21 protein-coding genes are annotated in these 23,129 nt (G+C 48.9%); 20 read left to right on the top strand and 1 reads right to left on the bottom strand.

Features of this window, described 5'->3' with window-relative positions; translation table 11 throughout:
* Nucleotides 1-61: 61 nt before the first annotated feature.
* The 5 genes from hemE to ald all read left to right on the top strand — a co-directional run bounded on the left by hemE (nt 62) and on the right by ald (nt 4,389).
* Nucleotides 62-1,126, top strand: a complete 1,065-nt coding sequence (gene hemE / locus EP25_RS0110525) for a uroporphyrinogen decarboxylase (protein ID WP_031433843.1) — start codon at nt 62-64, stop codon at nt 1,124-1,126.
* Between the two features lie 280 nt (nt 1,127-1,406).
* On the top strand, nt 1,407-1,826 hold the full coding sequence (locus EP25_RS0110520; protein ID WP_031433842.1) for a secondary thiamine-phosphate synthase enzyme YjbQ: 420 nt from the start codon (nt 1,407-1,409) through the stop codon (nt 1,824-1,826).
* Between the two features lie 13 nt (nt 1,827-1,839).
* Entirely contained in the window at nt 1,840-2,304 is a 465-nt protein-coding gene (locus tag EP25_RS0110515) for a DUF411 domain-containing protein (protein ID WP_031433841.1), read from the top strand.
* Nucleotides 2,305-2,306: 2 nt separating this feature from the next.
* Complete coding sequence (glk, locus tag EP25_RS0110510; RefSeq protein ID WP_031433840.1) at nt 2,307-3,284, top strand: glucokinase; 978 nt, start codon at nt 2,307-2,309, stop codon at nt 3,282-3,284.
* A 4-nt stretch (nt 3,285-3,288) separates the two neighbouring features.
* A complete protein-coding gene (ald, locus tag EP25_RS0110505; RefSeq protein WP_031433839.1) occupies nt 3,289-4,389 on the top strand; it encodes an alanine dehydrogenase in 1,101 nt (366 codons plus the stop codon).
* 71 nt (nt 4,390-4,460) lie between these two features.
* On the opposite strand, the gene EP25_RS0110500 is transcribed toward ald, so the two are convergent.
* Complete coding sequence (locus EP25_RS0110500; RefSeq protein WP_235185880.1) at nt 4,461-4,826, bottom strand: hypothetical protein; 366 nt, start codon at nt 4,824-4,826, stop codon at nt 4,461-4,463.
* Nucleotides 4,827-5,269: 443 nt separating this feature from the next.
* Between EP25_RS0110500 and amoC the strand changes: the two genes are divergently transcribed.
* The 15 genes from amoC to EP25_RS0110425 all read left to right on the top strand — a co-directional run bounded on the left by amoC (nt 5,270) and on the right by EP25_RS0110425 (nt 23,095).
* Nucleotides 5,270-6,022 carry a bacterial ammonia monooxygenase, subunit AmoC gene (amoC, locus tag EP25_RS0110495; RefSeq protein WP_031433837.1) on the top strand — a complete coding sequence of 251 codons (753 nt, stop codon included), beginning with the start codon at nt 5,270-5,272 and terminating at the stop codon, nt 6,020-6,022.
* 115 nt (nt 6,023-6,137) lie between these two features.
* Nucleotides 6,138-6,887, top strand: coding sequence for a bacterial ammonia monooxygenase, subunit AmoA (gene amoA / locus EP25_RS0110490; protein WP_031433836.1), 750 nt, complete (start codon nt 6,138-6,140; stop codon nt 6,885-6,887).
* An 89-nt stretch (nt 6,888-6,976) separates the two neighbouring features.
* Nucleotides 6,977-8,221 (top strand): bacterial ammonia monooxygenase, subunit AmoB, encoded by a 1,245-nt coding sequence (gene amoB, locus EP25_RS0110485; protein WP_031433835.1) that lies wholly within the window; start codon nt 6,977-6,979, stop codon nt 8,219-8,221.
* Between the two features lie 227 nt (nt 8,222-8,448).
* On the top strand, nt 8,449-9,366 hold the full coding sequence (gene glyQ, locus EP25_RS0110480; RefSeq protein WP_031433834.1) for a glycine--tRNA ligase subunit alpha: 918 nt from the start codon (nt 8,449-8,451) through the stop codon (nt 9,364-9,366).
* Entirely contained in the window at nt 9,366-11,435 is a 2,070-nt protein-coding gene (gene glyS, locus EP25_RS0110475) for a glycine--tRNA ligase subunit beta (RefSeq protein WP_031433833.1), read from the top strand. The genes glyQ and glyS overlap by 1 nt, the downstream gene beginning before the upstream one ends.
* Nucleotides 11,432-11,974, top strand: coding sequence for a D-glycero-beta-D-manno-heptose 1,7-bisphosphate 7-phosphatase (gene gmhB, locus EP25_RS0110470; protein WP_031433832.1), 543 nt, complete (start codon nt 11,432-11,434; stop codon nt 11,972-11,974). The genes glyS and gmhB overlap by 4 nt, the downstream gene beginning before the upstream one ends.
* A 157-nt stretch (nt 11,975-12,131) precedes the next feature.
* Nucleotides 12,132-12,695 carry a lysophospholipid acyltransferase family protein gene (locus tag EP25_RS0110465; protein WP_327036928.1) on the top strand — a complete coding sequence of 188 codons (564 nt, stop codon included), beginning with the start codon at nt 12,132-12,134 and terminating at the stop codon, nt 12,693-12,695.
* An 18-nt stretch (nt 12,696-12,713) separates the two neighbouring features.
* Nucleotides 12,714-13,121: a hypothetical protein gene (locus EP25_RS0110460; protein WP_031433830.1), complete on the top strand. Its 408-nt coding sequence runs from the start codon at nt 12,714-12,716 to the stop codon at nt 13,119-13,121.
* A 229-nt stretch (nt 13,122-13,350) separates the two neighbouring features.
* A complete protein-coding gene (locus tag EP25_RS0110455; protein WP_031433829.1) occupies nt 13,351-13,686 on the top strand; it encodes an STAS domain-containing protein in 336 nt (111 codons plus the stop codon).
* 20 nt (nt 13,687-13,706) lie between these two features.
* On the top strand, nt 13,707-14,150 hold the full coding sequence (locus tag EP25_RS0110450) for an ATP-binding protein (RefSeq protein WP_031433828.1): 444 nt from the start codon (nt 13,707-13,709) through the stop codon (nt 14,148-14,150).
* Nucleotides 14,147-18,874, top strand: a complete 4,728-nt coding sequence (locus tag EP25_RS0110445) for an NAD-glutamate dehydrogenase domain-containing protein (RefSeq protein WP_031433827.1) — start codon at nt 14,147-14,149, stop codon at nt 18,872-18,874. The genes EP25_RS0110450 and EP25_RS0110445 overlap by 4 nt, the downstream gene beginning before the upstream one ends.
* A 15-nt stretch (nt 18,875-18,889) precedes the next feature.
* On the top strand, nt 18,890-21,127 hold the full coding sequence (locus EP25_RS0110440; protein WP_084191009.1) for a PAS domain S-box protein: 2,238 nt from the start codon (nt 18,890-18,892) through the stop codon (nt 21,125-21,127).
* A 189-nt stretch (nt 21,128-21,316) separates the two neighbouring features.
* Nucleotides 21,317-21,991, top strand: coding sequence for a CsgG/HfaB family protein (locus tag EP25_RS0110435; RefSeq protein ID WP_031433825.1), 675 nt, complete (start codon nt 21,317-21,319; stop codon nt 21,989-21,991).
* Between the two features lie 25 nt (nt 21,992-22,016).
* On the top strand, nt 22,017-22,445 hold the full coding sequence (locus EP25_RS0110430) for a DUF4810 domain-containing protein (RefSeq protein ID WP_051906557.1): 429 nt from the start codon (nt 22,017-22,019) through the stop codon (nt 22,443-22,445).
* Nucleotides 22,442-23,095 carry a DUF799 domain-containing protein gene (locus EP25_RS0110425; protein ID WP_031433823.1) on the top strand — a complete coding sequence of 218 codons (654 nt, stop codon included), beginning with the start codon at nt 22,442-22,444 and terminating at the stop codon, nt 23,093-23,095. Before EP25_RS0110430 ends, EP25_RS0110425 begins: the two co-directional genes overlap by 4 nt.
* The last annotated feature ends 34 nt before the right edge of the window (nt 23,096-23,129 follow it).

Below are 23,129 nucleotides of genomic sequence, written 5' to 3'. Positions count from 1 at the left end.
TGTGCCGATCCACCATTAACGATTACAATTTGCCCTCTTCAAAAATTAATAATCCTAGCTAATGACTTCATTAAAAAACGATATTTTTATCAGAACCCTGTTAAAGCAGCCTGTCGACAGGACGCCGGTTTGGATGATGCGGCAAGCTGGACGCTATTTGCCGGAATATCGTGCGGTTCGGGCAAAAGCAGGCAGTTTCATGGGGCTTTGCACGAACCCGGAGCTGGCCTGCGAAGTTACGTTACAGCCGCTGGAACGGTTTGATTTTGACGCGGCAATTCTGTTTTCCGATATTTTAACCATTCCCGATGCCATGGGCTTGGGTCTTTATTTTAGTGAAGGCGAGGGGCCGAAATTCGAGAAGCCGGTGCGCAGCAAAGCCGATGTCGAGAGTTTGACGGTTCCCGATCCTATGGATAAGTTGCGCTATGTTATCGACGCCGTCAGTCTGATCAGAAAGAATCTGCAAGGACGAGTGCCGTTGATCGGTTTTTCCGGGAGTCCTTGGACTTTGGCGACTTACATGGTCGAAGGCGGTAGCAGTAAAAGTTTCCAGAAAGTAAAAAGTATGATGTACGAACAACCGCGGCAGATGCACCAAATGCTCGATAAATTGGCGCAATCCGTCGCGGCTTATTTGAATGCCCAAATAGAGGCCGGCGCTCAAGCGGTGATGGTGTTCGATACCTGGGGGGGCATGTTGAGTTCGGAAGATTATGTCGAATTTTCTCTGCAATATGCGCAACAGGTCAGGCAGTTGCTGCAAACCACTGTAAATGGCGAGCAAATACCGACGATTCTGTTTACCAAAGGCGGAGGGCTTTGGCTGGAAACGATGGCGGAATCGGGGTTCGATGCACTAGGGCTGGATTGGCAAACGGATATCGGAATAGCGAGAGAAAGAGTGGGCGACAAGGTTGCCTTGCAGGGCAATATGGATCCGGTTGCATTGTATGCCGAACCGAGAGTGATCAGGGAAAAAGTCGGAGCAATTTTGCAAAAATACGGCCACGGCCCAGGCCATGTATTCAATCTGGGGCACGGAATCTTGCCCGATGTTAATCCGGATCATGTCAAGTCAATGGTGGATGCGGTTCATGAGTTTAGCCCGCAATATCATCGTTGACCCTGCCGATGAGAAATTCAGGCCTTTTGTTGGAACGGTCATGCCGGTTCTGGGTCTTGTCCGAATCAAGCCTGCGATAACCGGCAAATCAATGTGATGGCAGGGCTGATCAATCCCGGTCCTTTATCTTCTTGCTGGCGATATCGCTGATATTATCGTTTTTGCGACCGGAAAGCCGTGTGGCGAGGAAATAGTGAAGATAGGTTTTTTATCGAATTGTTCGGCGATAGTTGATTGGCGATCAATTTATTGCCTCTTGTCGTGTTGATTGTGTATTGAAATGTGGATACAAAAAAAGATCAAATTGCCGGCCATGAGTCGAGGGTTCCATCTAATTACCCGGCATATAACCAATGAAATACCGGAATTGAAAAGTATGCGGGTCGGGTTGGTCCATATTTTTATGCAGCATACATCGGCTTCTCTGGCCATCAATGAAAATGCCGATCCCGATGTCAGGCATGACATGGAAGCTTATTTCTCCAAAACGGTTCCCGAGAATGAACCGTATTATAGGCATGTTTTGGAAGGTGCTGATGATATGCCGGCACATATCAAATCGGTGTTGTTAGGGGAAAGTCTGACCGTTCCGGTAAGCGAAGGCAGGTTGGCTTTGGGAACATGGCAGGGGATTTATTTGTGCGAGCACCGCAATCATGCCGCAGGTCGGACGCTAATGGTCACGCTGAACGGCGAATAACGAGGAAGGAAAAATGAATATTATTAAATTAAGTATGGCATTGATGTTGCTTTTTTTCTTTTTACCGATTAATGCGGAAACAGGGAAACAAAACAATGAAGTGTTGAAAATCGTTGTTTATCGCAGTCCTACTTGTAGTTGCTGCGGTCGATGGGTTCAACATTTACGCGATAATCATTTCGAGATTGAAGATATCGTCAGTGACGATATGCAGGCCATCAAGGAAAAATACGGAGTACCGCGTGCGATGCAATCCTGCCACACAGCGGTTATCGATGGTTATGTTATAGAAGGGCATGTGCCGGCGAGCGATATCGTGCGTTTATTACAGCTCAAACCGAAGGTGGTCGGCATTTCGGTCCCTGGCATGCCCATCGGAACGCCGGGAATGGAAATGGGAGGTCGACAAGATCCCTATCAAGTCATCGCTTTCGATAAAAAAGGGAATTATCGCGTGTTTAGCGATCACGGAGAGTAGCGATGATCTTGGCCGGCGATATAGGAGGTACGAAAACATTATTGGCGTTGTTCGATGTCGATGGCCAATGCATAAGCCGCCAACAATTCAATAGTCTTGATTTTGACCGTTTCGAGAATCTGCTAAAGCTGTTCTTGGCGCGAGACGAAGACGTTTTTTTACAAAGCGTTTGTTTGGGCGTCGCCGGACCGATTATTGAAGGGGATTGCAATGCCACAAACTTGCCCTGGTGTCTGAGAAGGCAAGATATCGCGGACTTAACGGGGGCATCCAAAGTCTATTTGTTGAATGATTTGGAGGCTGCGGCTTGGGGGGTGTTGGCTCTTCCCGAGCAGGAATTGGTCGAGCTAAATCCCGACGCTAAAAAAAAGACCGGCAATGTTGCGGTGTTAGCCGCCGGCACCGGCTTGGGTGAAGCCGTGATTTGTTGGAACGGCAAGGAGTATCATGTCATGCCCACCGAAGGCGGGCATGCCGATTTTGCCCCTCTCGATGAACTGGAGATTGAATTACTCAGATTTTTACGGGAAAAATATGATGGGCACGTCAGCTATGAACGGCTCGTTTCCGGCATGGGGGTGCGAAATATTTACCAATTTCTCAAGGCAATCGACTATCTTCCGGTTAACCCCGAAACGGAACGTTTAATAAAGATGCAGGATGCCGGGGCTGTTATCAGTACCATGGCGCAGCAAGGGAAAGACCGGCTCTGTTTAAAAGCGATGCAGATGTTTTGCAATATTTATGGGGCCGAGGCTGGAAATATGGCGTTAAAGACGCTGGCTTATGGCGGGGTGGTGTTGACGGGCGGCATCGCCGCGAAAAACCTAACCTTATTGCGACAAGGAGGGTTTATGCAGAGATTCCTGGATAAGGGGAGGTATCGAACGATGATGCAAAATATTTCGGTTAAAGTATGTATGAATCCACACGCGGCTTTATTGGGCGCGGCGGAATATGCGGCCAGGTTGAACGGGTGACATTATGCGTATCGGAGTACTAAAGGAAATCAAGGATAAAGAAAATCGGGTGGGGATGATTCCGGAGGGCGTCGAACGCTTGGTGCAAGCGGGCCACTGTGTCCTGGTCGAACACGGTGCCGGCTTGGGGTCAGGTTTTAGCGATCAGCAGTATCGGCAAGCGGGCGCGGAAATGGTGTCGGCAACCGAGGCGTGGGCCAGCGAACTGGTGGTAAAAGTTAAAGAGCCCATGCCGGCCGAATACCGTTATCTCTCGAATCAAATGGTATTTACCTTTTTTCATCTCAGTGGAGTCGATGAATCCTTGACCAGGGAGTTGTTGGCCAGGCAAACTGCCGCAATTGCCTATGAGACCTTGGAGGACGAACAAGGGGGGCTTCCTATATTGGCGCCGATGAGTGCGGTAGCCGGTAACATGGCTACCTTAATGGGAAGCTATTATCTGGCCTCCTTCAATAAGGGGCGGGGCGTGCAGTTGGCGTCGGTATTGGGGCATGGTTCCGGTCAAGTGCTGGTGATTGGCGACGGCGTGGTGGGCAGGCATGCGGCCAAGGTTGCGGCGGCAATGGGGGCGACTGTTTATGTCGCTGGGTTAAATGAGCAGAAGTTCAAGGCGATGCGCCAGGAAATGGTTGGCGAACTCCGTTTTCTGCAATCTACTCCGGATAATATACGCGAATATGCGCGCGAGGTTGATGTGGTGATTGGCGCGGTGCTGGTCAGGGGGGCTAAGGCGCCGAAGGTGTTAACCGAAGACATGGTTAAAACGATGCAGCCGGGGGCGGTTGTGGTGGATGTCAGTATCGACCAGGGAGGATGCGTAGAAACATCGAGGCCGACGACGCATTCCGATCCGGTATTCGTCGTTCATGATGTCGTGCATTATTGTGTGACCAATATGCCGGGCGCTTATCCGCGCACTTCTACAATCGCCTTGGCGCGTGCAACTATCGAATATGTGGAAAAAATAGCGGGTAAAGCTTTTCATGAATTGCTGGCGGACAAACATTTCGCCAGAGCAATCAATACCTATCGAGGAAACATCACTCACGAGAAAGTTGCTCGCGACTTAGGGATGCAGGATCGCTATAAGGCGCTTTTTTAATAATGAATGGCAATTAGGTTTGAGGATATAAAGACAGGGGCTTGATCTGCGCCTGTCTTTATGGCGATGATTTATAGCTCGTCCAGGCCGCTGATCCCTTCAATCGACCAGTTGTCGGGGTTGGTGACACCGGATTTATCATCCTTCATATTATATTTGATGCGGCATACGTAGCGACGGGTGAAAGATTGACCGTCGGCAGGGATTAAATCGATGTCGGCATTGATCACGTATTGAAAATTACCAAGTGACCAAGCGTTGATCGGTTGGCCGGAAAACGAAGCCGTGAAGTCGGAGTCTAGGTCGTTTGCAATGTATATATTGCACTGATCGAAAGCATAGCCGGTCATGTCGGTGCTGATGGCGTTGAGCTGGGGCTCGTCGCCGCTATCTTCGAGAAACAAGTCTGATGCGACGATGTCGTACACGAGGGGCATGATTACCTTGGCCTGTAAGGCGATCAAACCAATTAAGCATACGACAAATAAAATAACTTTATATCGAAAGGTCATGGGCAAAAGGGTGATTGGAAAGAAAGTAATTGTTATAAGGAGCTAAATCGGGAGATATGACCTCGAAAGGTTTTTGAAAATTCTCAAAGCCGAAAGAGGCTGGACATATCCATCCCTACAGTAAGCTGTGTAATTCTAGCAAAAAACATTATCGAATCAAAAGGAAATCAAGAGTTTATAGACTATATGGGCTTTGATTGGTAAAAAATAAGGAGGATTGTCTTGACATAGGTTTCCGAACTGGTAGACTCTCACACACCATTATGGATGAAGTGGCATCGTTTAAAATGTATTTAAGCGATGAGAAAGGGATTTAAATTAGAACTCCCGGCCTGGCCGGGGATTATATAATCTTTTAGGAGGTAGAAATGGCTGCTACAACTGAGTCAGTTAAGGCTGATGCTGCGGAAGCACCGCTTTTAAATAAAAGAAACCTGACATTCGGTGTTTTGTTATACCTGGTGTTCTATTCGTTCATTCGTTGGTACGAAGGTGTATACGGTTGGTCCGCTGGTTTGGACTCATTCGCACCTGAGTTCGAAACTTACTGGATGAATATGTTGTACATCGAGTTGGTGCTCGAAGTTGTTATTTCAGCTGCTCTGTGGGGCTATATCTGGAAAACACGTGATCGTAAAGTTATGTCAATCACTCCTCGTGAAGAGTTGAGAAGACATTTCACTCACTGGATCTGGCTGGTATGCTACGGTTGGGCTATCTACTGGGGCGCTAGCTACTTCACTGAGCAAGACGGTACTTGGCACCAAACAATCGTTCGTGATACTGACTTCACTCCAAGTCACATCATCGAATTCTATCTGTCATACCCAATCTACATCATCACTGGTGTAGCTGCGTTCTTGTATGCTAAAACCAGACTGCCTACTTACCATGAAGGTCTGCACCTGATGTACATGGTAGCGGTAATTGGTCCTTTCATGATTCTGCCAAACGTTGGTTTGAATGAGTGGGGTCACACTTTCTGGTTTATGGAAGAGCTGTTCGTTGCTCCATTGCACTACGGTTTCGTATTCTTTGGATGGGCTGCTCTGGCTATTATGGGTGTGGTTAACACTGAAGTAATGGCAATCACAAAATTACTGAAAAAAGATCTGGCTTAATAGCTTAGACTTTTAAAGTAATAATACTATCTCCGGTCGCTCCGCCCCTTGGTGGGCGGAGCGAATCAGGATAGTAAAATAAAAAATATAATTTTAATTTTTAGGAGGTAAGCTAATGAGCGCATCTCAATCAGCTGTACGTTCTCGTGCGGAAGCCGTTCAGGTTTCCCGTACGTTCGACTGGATGATTCTTTTTACATTGTTTACTGCCGTTCTGGGTGGTTATCACATTCACTACATGTTGACCGGTGGTGACTGGGATTTCTGGAGCGACTGGAAAGATAGACGTCTTTGGGTAACCGTTGCGCCTATCGTGTCCATTACTTTCCCTGCTGCTGTTCAAGCATGTCTGTGGTGGAGATATCGTCTGCCAATCGGCGCTACTATTTCTGTATTGGCGCTGTTGTTGGGTGAGTGGATCAACCGTTACATGAATTTCTGGGGTTGGACTTACTTCCCAGTTAACTTCGTATTCCCATCAAACTTGGTTCCAGGCGCGATCGTGCTGGACGTAGTTCTGATGTTGGGTGGTTCCATGACTCTGACTGCTGTTGTTGGTGGTATGGCTTATGGTTTGTTGTTCTACCCAGGCAACTGGCCGATCATCGCTCCTCTGCACGTACCTGTTGAGTACAACGGCATGATGATGACTCTGGCTGACTTGCAAGGTTATCACTACGTACGTACTGGTACTCCTGAGTACATCCGGATGGTAGAAAAAGGTACATTGAGAACTTTCGGTAAAGACGTTGCTCCAGTATCAGCGTTCTTCTCCGCTTTCGTATCAATCATCATTTACTTCTTGTGGCACTTCTTCGGTCGTTGGTTTGCTAAAACTGACTTCATCGCTGATGACGCTTCTTAAGAAGAAATCATAACAATAAACGAAGGCTGGCGAGTTAAATCGTCAGAAAGTCTTAAATTTACAGATTCTCTAGAAATAGAGGAGGGTATATGAAAATAATAAAAGACAAGGTTGCTAAACTATCCTTTGTCGCACTGCTGGTAACAATGACAGCAGCGATCTTTTACACACCTGCAGCATCCGCTCACGGTGAAAAGTCACAGGCTGCGTTCATGCGTATGCGTACTATTCACTGGTTTGATCTGAACTGGTCAAAAGACGAAGTTGCAATCAACGATACTATGACAATTTCCGGTAAGTTCCACGTTTTCGCTGGATGGCCTGAAACTGTTGATAAGCCAGAAGTATCATTCCTGAACATCGGTATCCCAGGTCCTGTTTTCATTCGTGCAGGTTCTTGGATCGGTGGTCAATTGGTTCCTCGTTCTGTTAGCTTGGAACTGGGTGAAACTTATGAGTTCAAAGTATTGTTGAAAGCACGTCGCCCAGGTGACTGGCACGTTCACACTATGATGAACGTTGAAGGCGGTGGTCCGATCATTGGTCCTGGTAAATGGGTAACCATTACTGGTTCAATGGGTGAGTTCGTTAACCCGATCACAACATTGACTGGCGACACCATTGATCTGGAAACTTATGCTCTGGACAGCATCTACTTCTGGAGCTTCTTCTGGTATGCAATCGGTCTGGCTTGGTTGTTGTTCTGGGTCAAACGTCCATTGTTCGTGCCTCGCCACATCGCTGTTAGCAGCGGTAAAGCAGATACTCTGATCTCTGCTGGCGACAAAAAAGTTGGTGTTGCTTTCGCTATCGGTACTTTGGTAATCGTGGCAGCTGCAATGGGTTCTACTAACGAAAAATACCCTGTAACTACTCCATTGCAAGCTGGTTTGTTGCGTGGCATTAAACCAATTCAAATGCCAGAATCAACTGTTACTGTAAAAGTTGAAGACGCTTCTTACCGTGTGCCAGGTCGTGCGATGCAAATGACTCTGACTATCACTAACAACGGTGATTCAGCAGTTCGTTTGGGCGAGTTCAACACGGCTTCAGTTCGCTTCTTGGATGCTGACGTATTGGAAGATGAAACGGGTTATCCTGATGACCTGTTGGCTGAAGAAGGTCTGACTGTTTCTGATAACAGCCCATTGGCTCCAGGCGAAACTAGAACTGTTAACGTTACAGCTTCTGACGCAGCATGGGAAGTTTACCGTTTGGCTGACTTGATCTACGATCCAGACAGCCGTTTTGCTGGTCTGCTGTTCTTCTTCGACGAAGACGGCGGCCGTCAAATGGTTATGGTTGACGCTCCATTGATCCCAACTTTCATCTAATGATAACTTTCTGAAAACGTAAGTTTTTAGAAATGGGAATAAGACCCTCGTCACCGAAAGGTGGCGGGGGTTTTTTAATGTCAAAAATAAAGCACTGAAAGCTGATAAAAGCCAAAAATGAGTTGTAATGTAAGAGGTATCACGATTCTAAAAAGCTATTTTGGTATTAGCTAAGCTAAGTTTTCAGTTATAATTGTTCATTTTTACTGCAACTTAATTCAAGAAACGTGTCCGGCAATAATAATGATTTAACGACATTCCAAGGTTTGATTCACGCCTTGCAGGAATATTGGTCTGCCAACGGCTGTGTACTGCTGCAGCCATTGGACCAGGAAGTTGGCGCAGGCACTTTTCATCCGGCAACATTTTTGCGTGCCATAGGGCCTGAGCCTTGGAATACCGCTTATGTGCAACCTTCAAGAAGGCCAACCGACGGACGCTTTGGCGAAAATCCAATGCGCTTGCAACATTACTATCAATATCAGGTTATCCTAAAGCCTTCGCCAAGCAATATTCAGGAATTGTATCTGGGCTCCTTACGTCATCTCGGATTGGATTTGTTGGAACACGATGTACGCTTTGTCGAGGATAACTGGGAGTCACCAACTTTAGGCGCCTGGGGATTGGGTTGGGAAGTATGGTTGAATGGCATGGAAGTATCACAGTTTACCTATTTCCAACAGGTTGGCGGCTTGGAATGTAAACCGGTAACCGGCGAGTTAACCTATGGTTTGGAACGTATCGCCATGTACATACAAGGTGTTGAGAGTGTGTTTGACTTGGTCTGGACCCGGGGGCCGCAGGGTGTCGTAACCTACGGCGATGTGTTTCATCAAAATGAAGTGGAAATGTCGGCCTTTAATTTTGACGAAGCCAACGTTGATTTTCTGTTTCATAGCTTTGATACCTATGAAAAAGAGTGTCAAAAGCTGATTGACAAGGATTTGCCATTGCCGGCGTATGAAATGGTTTTGAAAGCATCGCATGCATTTAATTTGTTGGATGCCAGGCATGCAATTTCCGTAACCGAAAGGCAACGTTATATTCTTCGCGTCAGAAATATGTCCAAATCGGTGGCCGAGGCTTATTACAAAAGGCGGGAAGCATTGGGATTCCCCATTCTTGACAAGCAAGGAGCTCAATAATGGCAGCAACAAAAGATCTATTGTTCGAAATCGGTTGTGAAGAATTGCCACCTAAGACATTGTTAAGACTCAGCCAGAGTCTCGGTGATAATCTAGCGAAAGGATTGCACGATGCCGAATTGACTCATGATTCGGTACGAATTTATGCGACCCCAAGAAGGCTGGCGGTTATCGTTGGCAATTTGGTTTCCTCGCAACCTGATAAAACCGTGGAAAAAAGAGGCCCTGCCATCAAGGCCGCCTTTGCTGATGATGGAACGCCAAGCAAAGCCGCCCAGGGCTTCGCCGCAAGTTGCGGCACAACTGTAGAACAGTTAGGTAGATTGAAAACAGGAAAAGGCGAATGGCTCGCCTACACTGAAAACGTTGCCGGAAAGCCAACCGATCTGTTGCTGCCGGAATTGATCAACAAGAGTATCCAGCAGTTACCGATCGCAAAAAGAATGCGTTGGGGCAGAGGCGAAACCGAATTTGCCCGTCCCGTGCATTGGATCTTATTATTATTTGGGGGTGAAGTAATCGACTGCGAGATACTGGGTTTGAAAGCGGATCGTAAAACGTATGGTCACCGTTTTCATGCGCCGCAGGCATTTAACATCGACAAGCCCCTAAATTATGTCGATACCTTATATGAACAGGGCAAGGTCATCGCAGATTTTGAACGGCGCAAGAGCATGATCCGCGAATCGGCAAAAATAGTAGCGGCTGAAGTGAACGGAATTGCGCATATCGATGAGGACCTGCTTGAAGAAATTGCTGCAATCAATGAATGGCCCGTGCCCGTCATCGGTAATTTCGATTCGCGTTTTCTAGAATTGCCGGTCGAAGTGCTGATTACGACAATGCAGTCGAACCAGAAATATTTTCCGGTGAAAAATTCGGCAGGCGGCCTGTTGCCCCATTTCATAACGTTCAGTAACATCGAAAGTAGCCGTCCGGAATCGATTCAATATGGCAATGAGCGAGTCATATTGCCACGTTTGGCCGACGCCGAGTTTTTCTGGAATCAGGATAGAAAACAGAAACTGGAAAACCGGGTGGAAAAACTAGACGCAATTGTTTTTCAGAGAAAACTCGGAACGTTGGGCGACAAGACTCGTCGTGTCGGTTTTCTTGCCGATCATATAGCCGGACAGATGCACGTCGAAGGCAACTTGGCCAAGCGGGCGGCGCTATTGGCAAAAACAGATTTGCTGACCGAAATGGTCGGGGAGTTCGCAAATCTGCAGGGCATTATGGGGCGTTATTACGCCTTGGCCGACGGTGAGCCGAATGAGGTTGCCAGTGCATTGGAAGAACAATATTTTCCCAAGCAGGCCGGAGGCCCTACGCCTTCTACAATGACCGGACAGATCCTATCGATTGCGGAAAAAATCGATACCTTATGCGGTATCTTTAGCGCAGGCCTGATTCCCACCGGAGATAAAGATCCCTATGCCTTGCGGCGGGCTACATTAGGCATTCTTCGAATCATTATCGAAAACCAGCTCAATCTCGATGTTATTGACTTAATAGACGTCGCATTGGCGCAATTTAATCATGAATTCGATAAAGCGAAAATTAAGTTATTGCTGACCGATTTCATTTTCGAAAGATTGAAAGGCTACAGTCTCGATAAGGGTTTTCGAGTGGATGAATTCGAAGCGGTAATCAGTGTCAAGCCGACACAACCTTTGGATTTTATGCAGCGTTTACAAGCGGTTAAAGAGTTCAGGCAATTGCCGGAAGCGGCAAGTCTAGCCGCCGCTAACAAACGAATTATTAATATATTGAAAAAGACCGAGGGAAAAATTCCCGAGCAAGTGGGCACGTTGGTCGAAGCCGAAGAAATCGCATTATTGCAAGCGGCTAATGCCTCGATAAACGATATTACGCCGCTATTGAACAATAAAGATTATCAAGCGGCCTTAGCGCGATTGGCTCGGCTGCGTGATTCCGTCGATGATTTCTTCGACCATGTGATGGTCAATACGGAAGATCAGACCTTACGTAACAGCCGGTTAGCCTTATTGACCATGTTATCTCATCAATTTCTGGAAATTGCCGATATCTCGAAATTACAATCATGACATCGCGTTACGTATTACTGGACCGTGACGGTGTCATCAATTATGACTCTGATGAGTTTATCAAGTCGCCCGAGGAGTGGATTCCGATTTCAGGAAGTTTGGAGGCGATCGCCTTGTTGAATGACAACGGTTATAAAGTCGTTGTCATCAGCAATCAGTCCGGAGTGGCGCGAGGATTGTTCGATTTGGCGACTCTGGAGCAAATCCATGAAAAGATGCGGCAAAAAGTCGCCGAAAGGCAGGGTGAAATCGAAGCCGTGTATTTTTGCCCGCATGGTCCCGACGATAATTGCCGGTGTCGTAAACCGAAAGCCGGCCTGTTGGAACAATTTGCTGCGGAATACCGGGTTGACTTGATCAATCTGCCATTTGTCGGGGATTCATGGCGAGATATCGAAGCCGCCAGGGTGGTGGGGGCAAGACCAATGTTGGTTAAAACGGGCAAAGGTCAGCGGACCCTTGCCGCGCATCCAGATATTAACATTCCTGTTTTTGAGAGCTTATATGACGCAGCAAAATTTATCGTCACAGAAAAATAGTTTGAGAGTTTATTTAGGGTCGAGCATATTATTCATTTACATCGTTATTTCGACATTGATATTCGGCCCAATCATTGTGCTGTGCATCTTTTTGCCGTTTGAGGCGCGTTATGCTTTAGCCCAATTATGGATTAAAGCTTTGTTTTGGATGTTGAAAATGACTTGTGGTTTGACTTATCAGGTGCAAGGATTGAACAATGTGCCGAAAGATCAAGCATGCATCATTTTAAGCAAGCATCAGTCGGCCTGGGAGACAGTCGCGTTACGCCTGTTTTTACCCCCGCAAACCGCGTTGTTGAAAAAGTCATTGTTGTGGATACCGGTGGGAGGTTGGGCATTAGCGACATTGAAACCCATTGCAATCGATCGCGAAAATCAACGTGAAGCCTTGAAGTCGCTGATTGATCAAGGAATTGCTCGTTTGCAAGAAGGCTTGTTCGTGCTTATTTTCCCCGAAGGAACAAGGGCCGCTCCGGGAGAAAACAAGAAATTCAATGCCGGTGGCGCCATGTTAGCGCAGAAGTCCGGTTATCCCGTTATTCCGTTGGCGCATAATGCCGGAGAGTTCTGGCCGCGTAACAGTTTTTTGAAATATCCCGGCACTATCCAGGTTAAGATAGGTCCCGTCATTCACACCGAAGGCAGGAAAGCCAAGGACATCAATGCCGAGGCCGAAGCCTGGATTGCTCAGGCCATGGCCGAAATCAGTCAAACTCATTAAAGAATACAAATATTACTTATGAAAAAATTACTGCTATTGAGCTTGTCGGTTCTATTATTGGCCGGCTGTGCCGATAAAAAACAATATGAACAGGCCGTGTTGGAGCAAATGCAGGCCGAAAAAGACATCAAAGATTATAAGATCGAGCCACAGCATATGACCGATTGCGTCGTCGATTTGACATCGAAAAATATGCCGGGCCTGTTTGCCTTCGACCCGGATCGTCTGCAGGCATACCGTAACTATACAAAAATGCTAACCCTGAACAAATCGGAAGACCCAAAGAAGACTTTGGAGGAATTGCGTACTGATTTTGGCTCGCCACAAGCGCTCGCCGATGCGCATAGAAATTATGCGGAAAGTATGATGAATTGTATGGCCGCAATCGTCATGGAAACGGAAGAAGAGGCGAAAAAAGAGCAGTAAAAACAAGCGGGCAGCATGGGGCGTTGTATCGTTAAATCGATTGCCACTTCAATTAAAAAAGGCGTCATTCATTGCGCAAATGACGCCTTTTTTATTGTCCAAAATAATTCCGGCTGAGGAAAGGTGACCATAAAACCGCTTAGGCCATGTCGGGTCAGGTAAAAAATAATGCGTAATAGCGCACAATCTGTTAAAAGTAGACTCATCCCGTAACCAAATTTCTGCAGAGATGAATATAAAGCAACAAAAATCAAATGGCTATTTGATATTGGAAATTTGCGAGGAGCGCATCGATGCTCATAACTCGGCTGAATTAAAGGAAAGTGTGTTGAAGGTAATCGAACAGGGCGAGATAAATATTGTCGTAAAGTTAGGGCAAGTGCGTTTCATCGATAGTTCCGGGTTGGGCGCTTTATTATCGGGTTTCAAAAATGCGGCCGCCAAGTCAGGTAAATTGGTGTTAACCAATATTCAGAGTCAGGTTCTTTCAATGTTCGAGCTAACCCGGTTGAATCGAGTGTTCGAAATTTATGCGGATGCCGGCGATGTTTTGAACGCTAGCTAATCGCGCAAGAGGGGGCATGTATGTCCGACGAAGAGCTTCAGATCGATGTGGTGATACCCACGCAAACGCGGTATCTGGATCTGATCGGTAATATTGCCGAACATATCGGTAAGGAATTGCAACAATATTCAGGCGACCGGGAAGCATTCGCTTATCATCTGAATTTGGTATTGACCGAAGCCACATCCAATGCCATCCGCCATTCCAGTCATAACGATCCCAGCGAAACAGTCCGCATAACTATTCAGCTCATCGGCGATGAGCTGAATATCAAAGTTTATGATCATGGTCAGGGTTTCGATTTGGAACAAATACCTTTGCCGGATCTCGATCACCCTAAAGAGGGGGGAATGGGTATTTTTTTCATTCGCTCGCTGATGGATTCGGTAACCTATACCAAGCGAGAGGATTGTAATGTGTTGGAAATCAAGAAACTCTTAAAACCTAATCCGGGGGGCTCTTGAAAGTCTATCTCGAAGCCGGTCGCACCAAGACGGATAAGAGCCGTCAGCATTTGAAGCTCGAACAGGTGCAATACCTGCTTGATCGACATGAAAATATCGAGCAGCGGCGTTTTCTGAAAACGTTGGCGGACGTGCTCATCTTCCCTGAAAGTTATTTAGCGACCTTGCCCTCGGCGTTATTAGACTCGCTGATCGTTCGTTGTTATCAATTTTTAGAAAACCGCACGCAGGAGATTGGCTTGCAGGCCGTTCCCTTACAAAACGGTGGGCAATATTTATTGATGATCAGTGCTCCGAACGAGCCTTATCTGGTCGAAACCCTGATAATTTTGCAAAAAAAATACAGCGGCTTGTTCAGTTTGATTGCGCATCCGATTTTAACGATCAAGCGCAGGGAGCAAGGGATCATTTATCTGGATGCCGGAGCCGAAGAGGACAGCAGCGAATTATTGATATTGCTTCGCCTGGAAAATATCGACCAGGCGATTCTGGAAACGATACAACAACAATGTTTGGTTTTACTGCGGCAAAATCATCGAGTCTTCCAATCCTGTGTCGCCTTTAACGACAAGCAGGAATATCTGAAAAGCTTGCGTGGATTGCAACTCTATTGGTCGTTGCTGGCCTGGTTACAGCAAGAAGCGTTCATTCCGATTAGTTACCGAGCGATCACCACCTCTCCCGATTCACAGGCGGATTACGCTAACAGCAAACAGTTAGGCGCCGATCTAGCCTTCTGTCTGGAAATTCTGGAAGCGAACGCGGGTCAACAGTTGCAGAGTGAAATTAATCGGCTGATGTCTAGGGAAACCGAGGTTGTCGTCCACCGATTGACATTAGACAGCCCTTTGATCAGCAATGAGCCTTTGATTTATATCGGTTTCCGCGAACAGCAAGGCGATATCGCCACCGAGCATGCATTTATCGGGTTGTTCAGGCGTATCGAGATAAATTGCTCCTCTTGCCACGTTCTGGAATTGCAGCGAAAAACCGCGGAGACGTTGAAAAAAATAAAAATAGTTCGCGGCAGTCATGATTATGTCAAGCTGCAGGAGCTATTTAGCCTGATTCCCAAACTGGAATTTTTTTTCCTCGGTGAGACACAACTCGAATTGTTGGCACAATCGCTATGCCGCTATTTAAGCAGGCCTTATTCGCTGAAAGTATTGTTTCTGGCCAGCCCGAGTCCATTTTGCCTTTCCTTTTTGGTAATCATTCCTCAGACATTTTTAAAAACCACCAGTCAGACGCAATTGGCCGGGACTCTTAGCGCCGAATTGCAATGCCGAACCGACGTCGTTCGCTTGATCAATTTCGGTGAAAGCTATTCGGCATTATATCTTTCATTGCTTCCTCAGCAGGAGCAAGTCCATATCGATATTGCGGCATTGGAAAAACTGGTAAACCGACAATGCCGTCCCTGGACCGTGCGGTTAAGATTGTTGCTGGAGCGGGCCTTGGGTAAAGGCAAAGGTAGTGAGTTGTGGCGCAAGTATCGTGACAGTTTTAACGCGGATTATAGAAACATGTTGCCGCCCCGTTATGCGCTGAAAGACATGCTCCAGTTGGAAAAACTGACCGGCACCTCGCAACAGGGTGTGAATTTACTGTTTCCCTGCCAGCGGCAGGAAAATTGTCGTTTGCATTTCTACAGCGGTCGAGAGCAATTCCTCGATGAATTCATTCCGATACTGGAAAACCTGAATTTAAGATTGGTCGATCAGGTGCAGTTTAGCGTGAACACCGGCCAGACCACTTGCTATATCAAGAGCTTTGCCGTGATACCGGCCAATACTGGCTGTCAGCCGTTACACAAAATCAAACAGCCGTTACTCGGAATGATCGAGGCCATACAGCAACAGCGCGTGGAAAATGACGGATTGAACAGGTTGCTTTTACTGGTCGGGATGGAGTGGCAGGAAATCGATTTATTGAGGACTTACCGCAATTATTGCCTGCAACTGGGATTCCATGTCACGGTTTCCTCTTTTCACCGCGCCTTGATCAATAATCCCCGCTTGGCTAAGTTGCTGTTCGATTATTTCGAAGTGCGCTTCAGGCCGAGCGAAGAGTGGGAAGATGCGCTACAACGCGAAGAACAGGCTTTGTTTCCGATACGCTTGCGCCTGCTGGAAGACATGGAAACGGTGACCGATCTGAACGACGATCGCATCTTGCGGACATTGTTCAATTTGATCGACTCGACCGTGCGGAGTAATTTTCATGTCCGTCGAGGCCTGGAAGATTATCTAATCGCCCTCAAGATCAACAGTCTCGGAGTGATCGATATGCCGGCGCCCAGACCCAGTTTTGAGGTTTATGTTCACGCACCCGATATGGAAGGCATTCATTTGCGCGGCGGGAAGATCGCTCGCGGCGGTATACGCTGGTCCGACCGGCCCGATGACTTCAGGACGGAGATTTTAGGGCTGATGCAAACGCAAATGAGCAAGAACGCCTTGATCGTGCCGACTGGCGCCAAGGGCGGTTTTGTCGTCAAGCGCCTGCGGCGCGATGAAAGCTTCAGGCAGGCCGGTAAAAGGGCCTATCTGCAACTGATGCGGGCCTTACTGGATTTGACCGATAATTATGTTGGGGAAAAGGTTAAAACCTTATCCGGTATCGTCCGTTACGATGATGACGATCCTTATCTGGTCGTCGCCGCCGACAAGGGTACGGCCCAATTTCCCGATGTGGCCAATGCCGTTTCCGAAGAATATCGATTCTGGATGGGAGACGCTTTTGCCAGCGGCGGCTCCAAAGGTTATAGCCATAAGGCCTTGGGAATCACTGCGCGCGGCGCCTGGGAAAGCGTCAAGCGGCATTTTCGCGAGTTGGGCAAGGACATCCAACATGAAGCATTCACAGTCGTTGGCATCGGCAGCATGGACGGCGACGTGTTCGGCAACGGCATGTTGTTATCGCGCTGTATTAAATTGCGCGCGGCCATCAGCGGCCAGCATATATTCCTCGATCCTTCCCCCGATCCCGAACGGTCCTATCAGGAACGTCGGCGCTTGTTCGACCTGCCTGGCTCCAGTTGGAACGATTACAGCCGAGAATTGCTCAGCGAGGGCGGCGGTATCTATAGCCGGGACAGCAAGGATATCCCATTATCCGAGCCGGTCAGGCAGTGGTTGGGTCTACGTTACAAGACCTTGGACGGCGAATCGCTGATCCGTTATTTGTTGATCGCGCCGGTGGAGCTGTTGTGGCTGGGCGGCATCGGCACCTATGTCAAAGCCGGCAGCGAAAAGCACGAGGAAGTAGGCGACCGTCAGAATGACACTGTCAGAGTGGATGCGTCCAGTTTACAGGCTAAAGTGGTCGGCGAGGGTGCCAATCTGGGATTTACCCGCTTGGCGCGTATTGAATTCGCCTTGGCGGGCGGTCGTATCAATACCGATGCCATTGACAACTCGGCGGGCGTGGATACCTCGGATCACGAAGTCAATCTGAAGATCCTGCTAAGGGAACTGCATAAGAAACAGCAAATAGACGATTATCAAACCTTGTTCGACCAGTTGTCCGAGGAGGTTTGTCGAACGGTGCTTGCCGATAATTATGCCCAGACCTTGTGCTTGTCGCTGGAACAACTGCGTTGCGCCGAGGATGTCGAACCGTATCTGGAACTGGCCGAGAAACTGCAATCCGCGGGTTTTCTCGATTTCGCCGTCGAGGCGTTTCCTGTCGCCAAGGCGGTCAGGGCGCGCGAAAACGTCAAGCTGACTCGTCCCGAGCTGGCCGTGTTGATGGCCTCGGCTAAACGCTGGTTGACGCAACAGTTGCTGGATCGCCCAGAATTCGTCACGGCGACCTGCTGCGACCATTATTTATTGGCCTATTTCCCCCGACCGCTGGTTGAGCGTTTTGCTCAACATATCCCATCGCATCCGTTAGCTTCGGCGATTAAGGCCACTTGCATCAGTAATCTCGTCATCAATCAGGCAGGATGTTTGTTTTTGGCCAGGGCGATCGATAATCAGGCCAGTGACCTGGGCGTTTTGATGAGTAGTTACTTGGCTTTTGATCGCATCCTCGCCGGCGAGGATTTCAGAAAGTCGGTATTTGCTTTGGACAATCGAATCGAAGCCGCCTTGCAATATGGTGCGTTACTTAAAATGGAAAATCGTCTGACGGAGTTCAGTATCTGGAGCATGCTGAACGATGCTCCGTTGAAACCAACTCCCGGCTTGATTGGCGATTATCTCTCTTACCTGGAGAAGTTCGTGCAACATGCGATGGAAAACGGACGGAGTCCGACGGCCGAAACAACGGCATTTGGCGACAAACTTCCGGAGTCGTTGAGCCAATATTTGCATCGGCTGGCGCTGATCGAGGATTTTCCGGCCAGTGTCCGGTTGTCGATCGAGACCGGTAGCGCTATCGAAACTATCGCCGATCTGTACGTCGATACCGCGGAATGTTTGTTCTTGCAAACTGTTCGTAAACAGCTTAACGACATTACCCTGCAAAACGCCTGGGAACGCAAGCTTTATGGCGATCTGGAACAAGGCGTGAAAAAACTGCAGGGAGGCCTGGTCAAGAAAATTGTGCAATCCGGTGCCGGCGGTGTGCAGGCATATTTTTTCCAAGGCGAAAGACAAACTCGTCTCAACCGTTATCAACGCGGTTATCACGAAATTGCCGGGGCCCTGCAGCACACCTTGACGCCTTATCTGGTTTGGTATAAAGAACTCGAACGTTTGTTGGAAGCGATATGATGAAAGGGAAGCAAGATGGAGTTGGCCAACATTAAAGTTAACTTGCTGCTGCTGACGGTGCCGGATGCGGAATCCGCATCGACCGATGCGTTTTTGATTCGGCAAGTCAGCAATAGCCTCTGTGATTTACTGGGTTACCAGGCGCAAGAATTGATTTCTAAGCCGCTAGCTATGTTGTTGGCGGACGGCGATCAACACGAAAATTGGAAGAAAGCCTGGCGGCAGGATCATCGTTTTGTTCCATCGATCGTTTTTCGCCATAAAAATGGGCGGCGGATAAACATGGCGATCAATCTTGCCGATCTGTCTCCGGGCGACGAAGTTGCCTTAATCATCGAGCCGGATCAGGACGAGTCGGATGAAGCCGAGCATACCAGGATCATGTTGCGTGCGGTCGAACAGAGCGCCAGCGCGGTAATGATCACCGATGCCGACAGCCGGATCGAATACGTCAATCCGAAATATTGCGAATTGACCGGCTATAGCCGCGAGGAATTGATCGGTAACACGCCGAAGTTATTGCATACCTGCGAGCAGCCATCTCTCGATTACCGGGAGATGTGGGAGACATTGCTGAGCAGCGGACAATGGCGCGGCGAGATCAAGGACCGAAAGAAGACCGGCGAATTGTTTTGGATCTACGAAACCATCAGCGTCATCAAAAACAAGCAGGGGGACATCAGCCATTTTTTGGCCATCGCCGAAGACATCAGTTCGCGCAAGAAGTTCGAGACGGCCTTGGTCGACAGCGAACAGCGTTTCCGTCAAATGGCGCAAATGACCGGCGAATGGCTGTGGGAACAGGATCCCGACGGTTATTACATCTACAGTAGTATCGCGGTCCGCGATATCCTCGGTTTTCAACCGGACGAAATCATCGGCAAGCACTATACCGAGTTGTTGACAGCACAGGACAAGGCGGATCTGCAGCCCAACACCGGCATCAAGCAGCCTTTTTATGCGCTAATGAACCATTATCGGCACCGCGACGGCCACATGATTTATACCGAATCTACCGGTTTGCCAATCAAGGACGAAGAGGGCAAACTAATCAAGTGGCGCGGCGTCGACCGCGACATCACCGCGCGCAAACATTTCCAGGATGCTTTGATCGACAGCGAAAAACGCAAGCGGCTGATCCTGGAAACCGCGTTGAACGCCATCGTAACGATGGACTCCTACGGCATCGTCACCGACTGGAACCAGCAGGCGGAAAAAATGTTCGGTTGGTCGCGTAACGAAGCGATCGGCCAGCGCATGGCCGATTTAATCGTTCCAGAACGTTTCCGCAACGAACACTATCAAGGTTTGCAGGAGTTTCTGCGTAGTGGCCAGGGTAAAATACTCAACCGGCTGATCGAGCACACCGCGATGCGTCGTGACGGCACTGAGTTTCCGGTCGAATTCAGCGTGGCGCCGTTGAAGCTGGGCAATGCCTATGAATTCAGCGGTTTCATCCATGACATCACCGTCCGCAAGGAAACCGAAAAGAAAATTCGTCAGGCCGAAGTGTCGCTGGCCATCGCTCGCAATGAAATGAAGATTGCCCAGCAGATCCAGGCGTCCTTGCTGCCTGCCGCGCCGATCAAAACCGCAGACTTTGAAATTCTCGGTTATTGCCTGCCCGCCGCCCAGGTCGGTGGCGATTATTTCGATTACTTCTTCCGCGGCCAGGATTGTCTGGACATGACCATCGTCGACGTTTCCGGGCATTCCATCGGCCCCGGTTTGTTCATGGTCGAAACCCGCAGTGCCCTGCGTGCCCAGGCCAATTGGCAGAATTCGCCGGCCAAGGCGCTGGCCGCGCTAAACGATTTTCTGTTCGACGACCTGAACAACGCCGACTATTTCATCACTATGACCTATCTGCAATACAATCCGAAAACCGGGGGGTTGAGCTACGCCAACGCCGGCCACCCCCCGGCGCTGTTAAGCCGTAAGCAGAACGGCCAATGCCGGCAACTGGATGCCGAGGGCTTGGTGCTGGGAGTGCTGAAACAAGTCAGCTTCGAGGAAAAAACGCTGGCAATGGAGTCCGGGGATACGGTGCTGCTCTATACCGACGGATTGATCGAGGCGGAAAATCCCAACGGGGAGTTCTTCGGGGTCGAACGGGTATGCCGGCTATTGAACGATGCGTCGGAACAATCGCCTAAACAAATCATCGAAACGGTCCTGGCAGAACTGAAAAAATTCTGCGCCAAGGAGGTGTTCGCCGACGATATCACGTTGTTGGTGTTTAAGCGCTATTGAACCGCCCGGGAAAAAATCACCAGGGTACAAATTAGGTGATAGTTGGAAGTAAAACTCGCTGGCCGAGAGGTTTCATCCCTTGCATGCTATGATTCCACCAGCGATGCTATAAGCTAAGCAGAATCTTGCCTCGTTAATATCCCAGGGGCCGACCTACTTCTTGAATTATCAAAACCGGAAGTTTTTCTAATGAACAGGATCATTTACGTCTTAATCGTGTCATCCGCCCTTCTTGCCGGCTGCGTCAACCGGCAAATACAGGAAGGCGTGGCCGATCGCGGGCCGCAGGTTGCGGTGGCGCCGTTGTCCGCCGCCGAGCGAATGACGATCGCGATCGCCCGTTTCACCAACGAGTCCGTCTATGGCAGCGGTTTGTTCACCGATGCCTCGGGAGACCGTCTGGGTAAACAGGCGGCGGATTTGTTGGCTCGCCACTTGGTTGCCACGCAACGGTTCAACATCGTGGAACGCCAGGACATCGGCAAGTTGAAGCAGGAAGCGGAATTGATGGGCTTGACGGAACAACAATTCAAACAGAATTTGCAGGGTGTGGATGCATTGATCATGGGGTCGGTAGCGGAATTGGGCCGCGACACCACCGGCGGTGTTTGGTTGTTGGGAAAGCAGAAAACGCAGCGGGCCAGGGCCCGGGTCGTCATCCGCATGGTCGATCCTAAAACCGGCCGGGTGTTCTACAGCCAGGAAGGGGCGGGCGAGGCAAGTCTTTCGGCCTCAAGCACATTAGGTTTCGGCGGTACTGCGGGCTTCGACTCGACATTGGAAGGCAAGGCCATCGATGCGGCGATCGTCAACATGATTAATAATATTGTCAGTACGCTGGACGCTCGGCGCAAAGCCAATTAATGATCTTTTAACAAAAATTGCCGATATGGGAATCGGGAAGAATTCAGTCGGGTTCGCTTCCTATCTCAACAAATTATTATCGTTAGTCGCGCTCGCATTTTTTTTAAACGGCTGCGCACCTAGCGGAATATTTTATTGGGGCGATTACGAGGACAGCCTCTATCAACGCTATATCGAACAGAATTCGGCTCAAGCGGAAGTCTACCTGCAGGAAACGATAACCGACGCGGAACGCAATCATTATCGGGTCCCGCCCGGTGTTTATGCCGATTACGGTTTCCTCCTTTACCGCCGTGGCGATAAGCAGGCCGCTATCGCGTTTTTCAACAAGGAAAAACGAACTTATCCGGAATCTGTCATGTTAATGGAAAAGTTGATCGAGCGGGTTCGCTTGCAAATGGAACAGGAAATACTGCGGGAAAATCCGTCGACCGATTCAGGGAGAGAACCATGAGGAAATGGTGCATCCTATTGATATTGGCCGCCGCTTTACTGGCCGGCTGCACGGTTCGGCCCAAAGTCGATCTCGATGCATTTTACGCCCACCGCCCGCGCTCCATAGTCGTCGTCCCGGTCGTCAATGAGTCTCCGGAAGTCTCGGCTTCCTCCGTTTTCATTTCGACGATTACCAAGCCTCTGGCGGAACGCGGCTATTATGTGTTTCCCGTTTATTTGACCGATTTGATCCTGCAAGACTTCGGCTTGGTGGAAGCGGGGCATATCCATCAACTGCCGGCCGGACGGTTTTATGAATTGTTCGGAGCGGACGCCGTGTTGTTGGTCACCATCAAGGACTGGAGCACTAAATATTTGCTGTTGGCTTCCGTCGTAGTGGTGGAAATGGAATATGTGTTGAAAGACACCAAAACCGGTATGGTTCTGTGGCAAAACAAACAGACCTATACCCATGATTCCGGCACTGCTCCCGGCAGCAGCGGTTTGGCGGGGCTGGTGGCGATGGCCGTTTCCGCGGCGGTCAATGCGATTTTCACCGATTATCTGCCGCTGGCGCGCCAGGCCAATTATCTCGCCTTTCAACCGCCGAAAGGCTTGCCGGCCGGTCCATACCATCGTGATTTCGGCCGGGACCAGGACAAATTCTAATCGCGAAATAAGCCGGGCCGTGCACTCCGTTGCT

This window comes from Methylomarinum vadi (assembly GCF_000733935.1).
In the GTDB taxonomy this organism is placed as follows: domain Bacteria; phylum Pseudomonadota; class Gammaproteobacteria; order Methylococcales; family Methylomonadaceae; genus Methylomarinum; species Methylomarinum vadi.
This window is presented reverse-complemented; position numbering and strand designations above follow the sequence as displayed.

Excerpts from the sequence above, each read along its gene's own strand:
- EP25_RS0110515 (WP_031433841.1), top strand. The coding sequence starts at position 1,840 with ATGAATATTATTAAATTAAGTATGGCATTGATGTTGCTTTTTTTCTTT.
- ald (WP_031433839.1), top strand. The coding sequence starts at position 3,289 with ATGCGTATCGGAGTACTAAAGGAAATCAAGGATAAAGAAAATCGGGTG.
- EP25_RS0110435 (WP_031433825.1), top strand. The coding sequence starts at position 21,317 with ATGAACAGGATCATTTACGTCTTAATCGTGTCATCCGCCCTTCTTGCC.
- EP25_RS0110465 (WP_327036928.1), top strand. The coding sequence starts at position 12,132 with ATGACTTGTGGTTTGACTTATCAGGTGCAAGGATTGAACAATGTGCCG.
- EP25_RS0110450 (WP_031433828.1), top strand. The coding sequence starts at position 13,707 with ATGTCCGACGAAGAGCTTCAGATCGATGTGGTGATACCCACGCAAACG.
- EP25_RS0110425 (WP_031433823.1), top strand. The coding sequence starts at position 22,442 with ATGAGGAAATGGTGCATCCTATTGATATTGGCCGCCGCTTTACTGGCC.
- glyS (WP_031433833.1), top strand. The coding sequence starts at position 9,366 with ATGGCAGCAACAAAAGATCTATTGTTCGAAATCGGTTGTGAAGAATTG.
- EP25_RS0110460 (WP_031433830.1), top strand. The coding sequence starts at position 12,714 with ATGAAAAAATTACTGCTATTGAGCTTGTCGGTTCTATTATTGGCCGGC.
- amoB (WP_031433835.1), top strand. The coding sequence starts at position 6,977 with ATGAAAATAATAAAAGACAAGGTTGCTAAACTATCCTTTGTCGCACTG.
- EP25_RS0110520 (WP_031433842.1), top strand. The coding sequence starts at position 1,407 with ATGTGGATACAAAAAAAGATCAAATTGCCGGCCATGAGTCGAGGGTTC.
- gmhB (WP_031433832.1), top strand. The coding sequence starts at position 11,432 with ATGACATCGCGTTACGTATTACTGGACCGTGACGGTGTCATCAATTAT.
- EP25_RS0110440 (WP_084191009.1), top strand. The coding sequence starts at position 18,890 with ATGGAGTTGGCCAACATTAAAGTTAACTTGCTGCTGCTGACGGTGCCG.
- amoC (WP_031433837.1), top strand. The coding sequence starts at position 5,270 with ATGGCTGCTACAACTGAGTCAGTTAAGGCTGATGCTGCGGAAGCACCG.
- hemE (WP_031433843.1), top strand. The coding sequence starts at position 62 with ATGACTTCATTAAAAAACGATATTTTTATCAGAACCCTGTTAAAGCAG.
- EP25_RS0110455 (WP_031433829.1), top strand. The coding sequence starts at position 13,351 with ATGAATATAAAGCAACAAAAATCAAATGGCTATTTGATATTGGAAATT.
- EP25_RS0110430 (WP_051906557.1), top strand. The coding sequence starts at position 22,017 with ATGGGAATCGGGAAGAATTCAGTCGGGTTCGCTTCCTATCTCAACAAA.
- EP25_RS0110500 (WP_235185880.1), bottom strand. The coding sequence starts at position 4,826 with ATGCCCCTCGTGTACGACATCGTCGCATCAGACTTGTTTCTCGAAGAT.
- glk (WP_031433840.1), top strand. The coding sequence starts at position 2,307 with ATGATCTTGGCCGGCGATATAGGAGGTACGAAAACATTATTGGCGTTG.
- amoA (WP_031433836.1), top strand. The coding sequence starts at position 6,138 with ATGAGCGCATCTCAATCAGCTGTACGTTCTCGTGCGGAAGCCGTTCAG.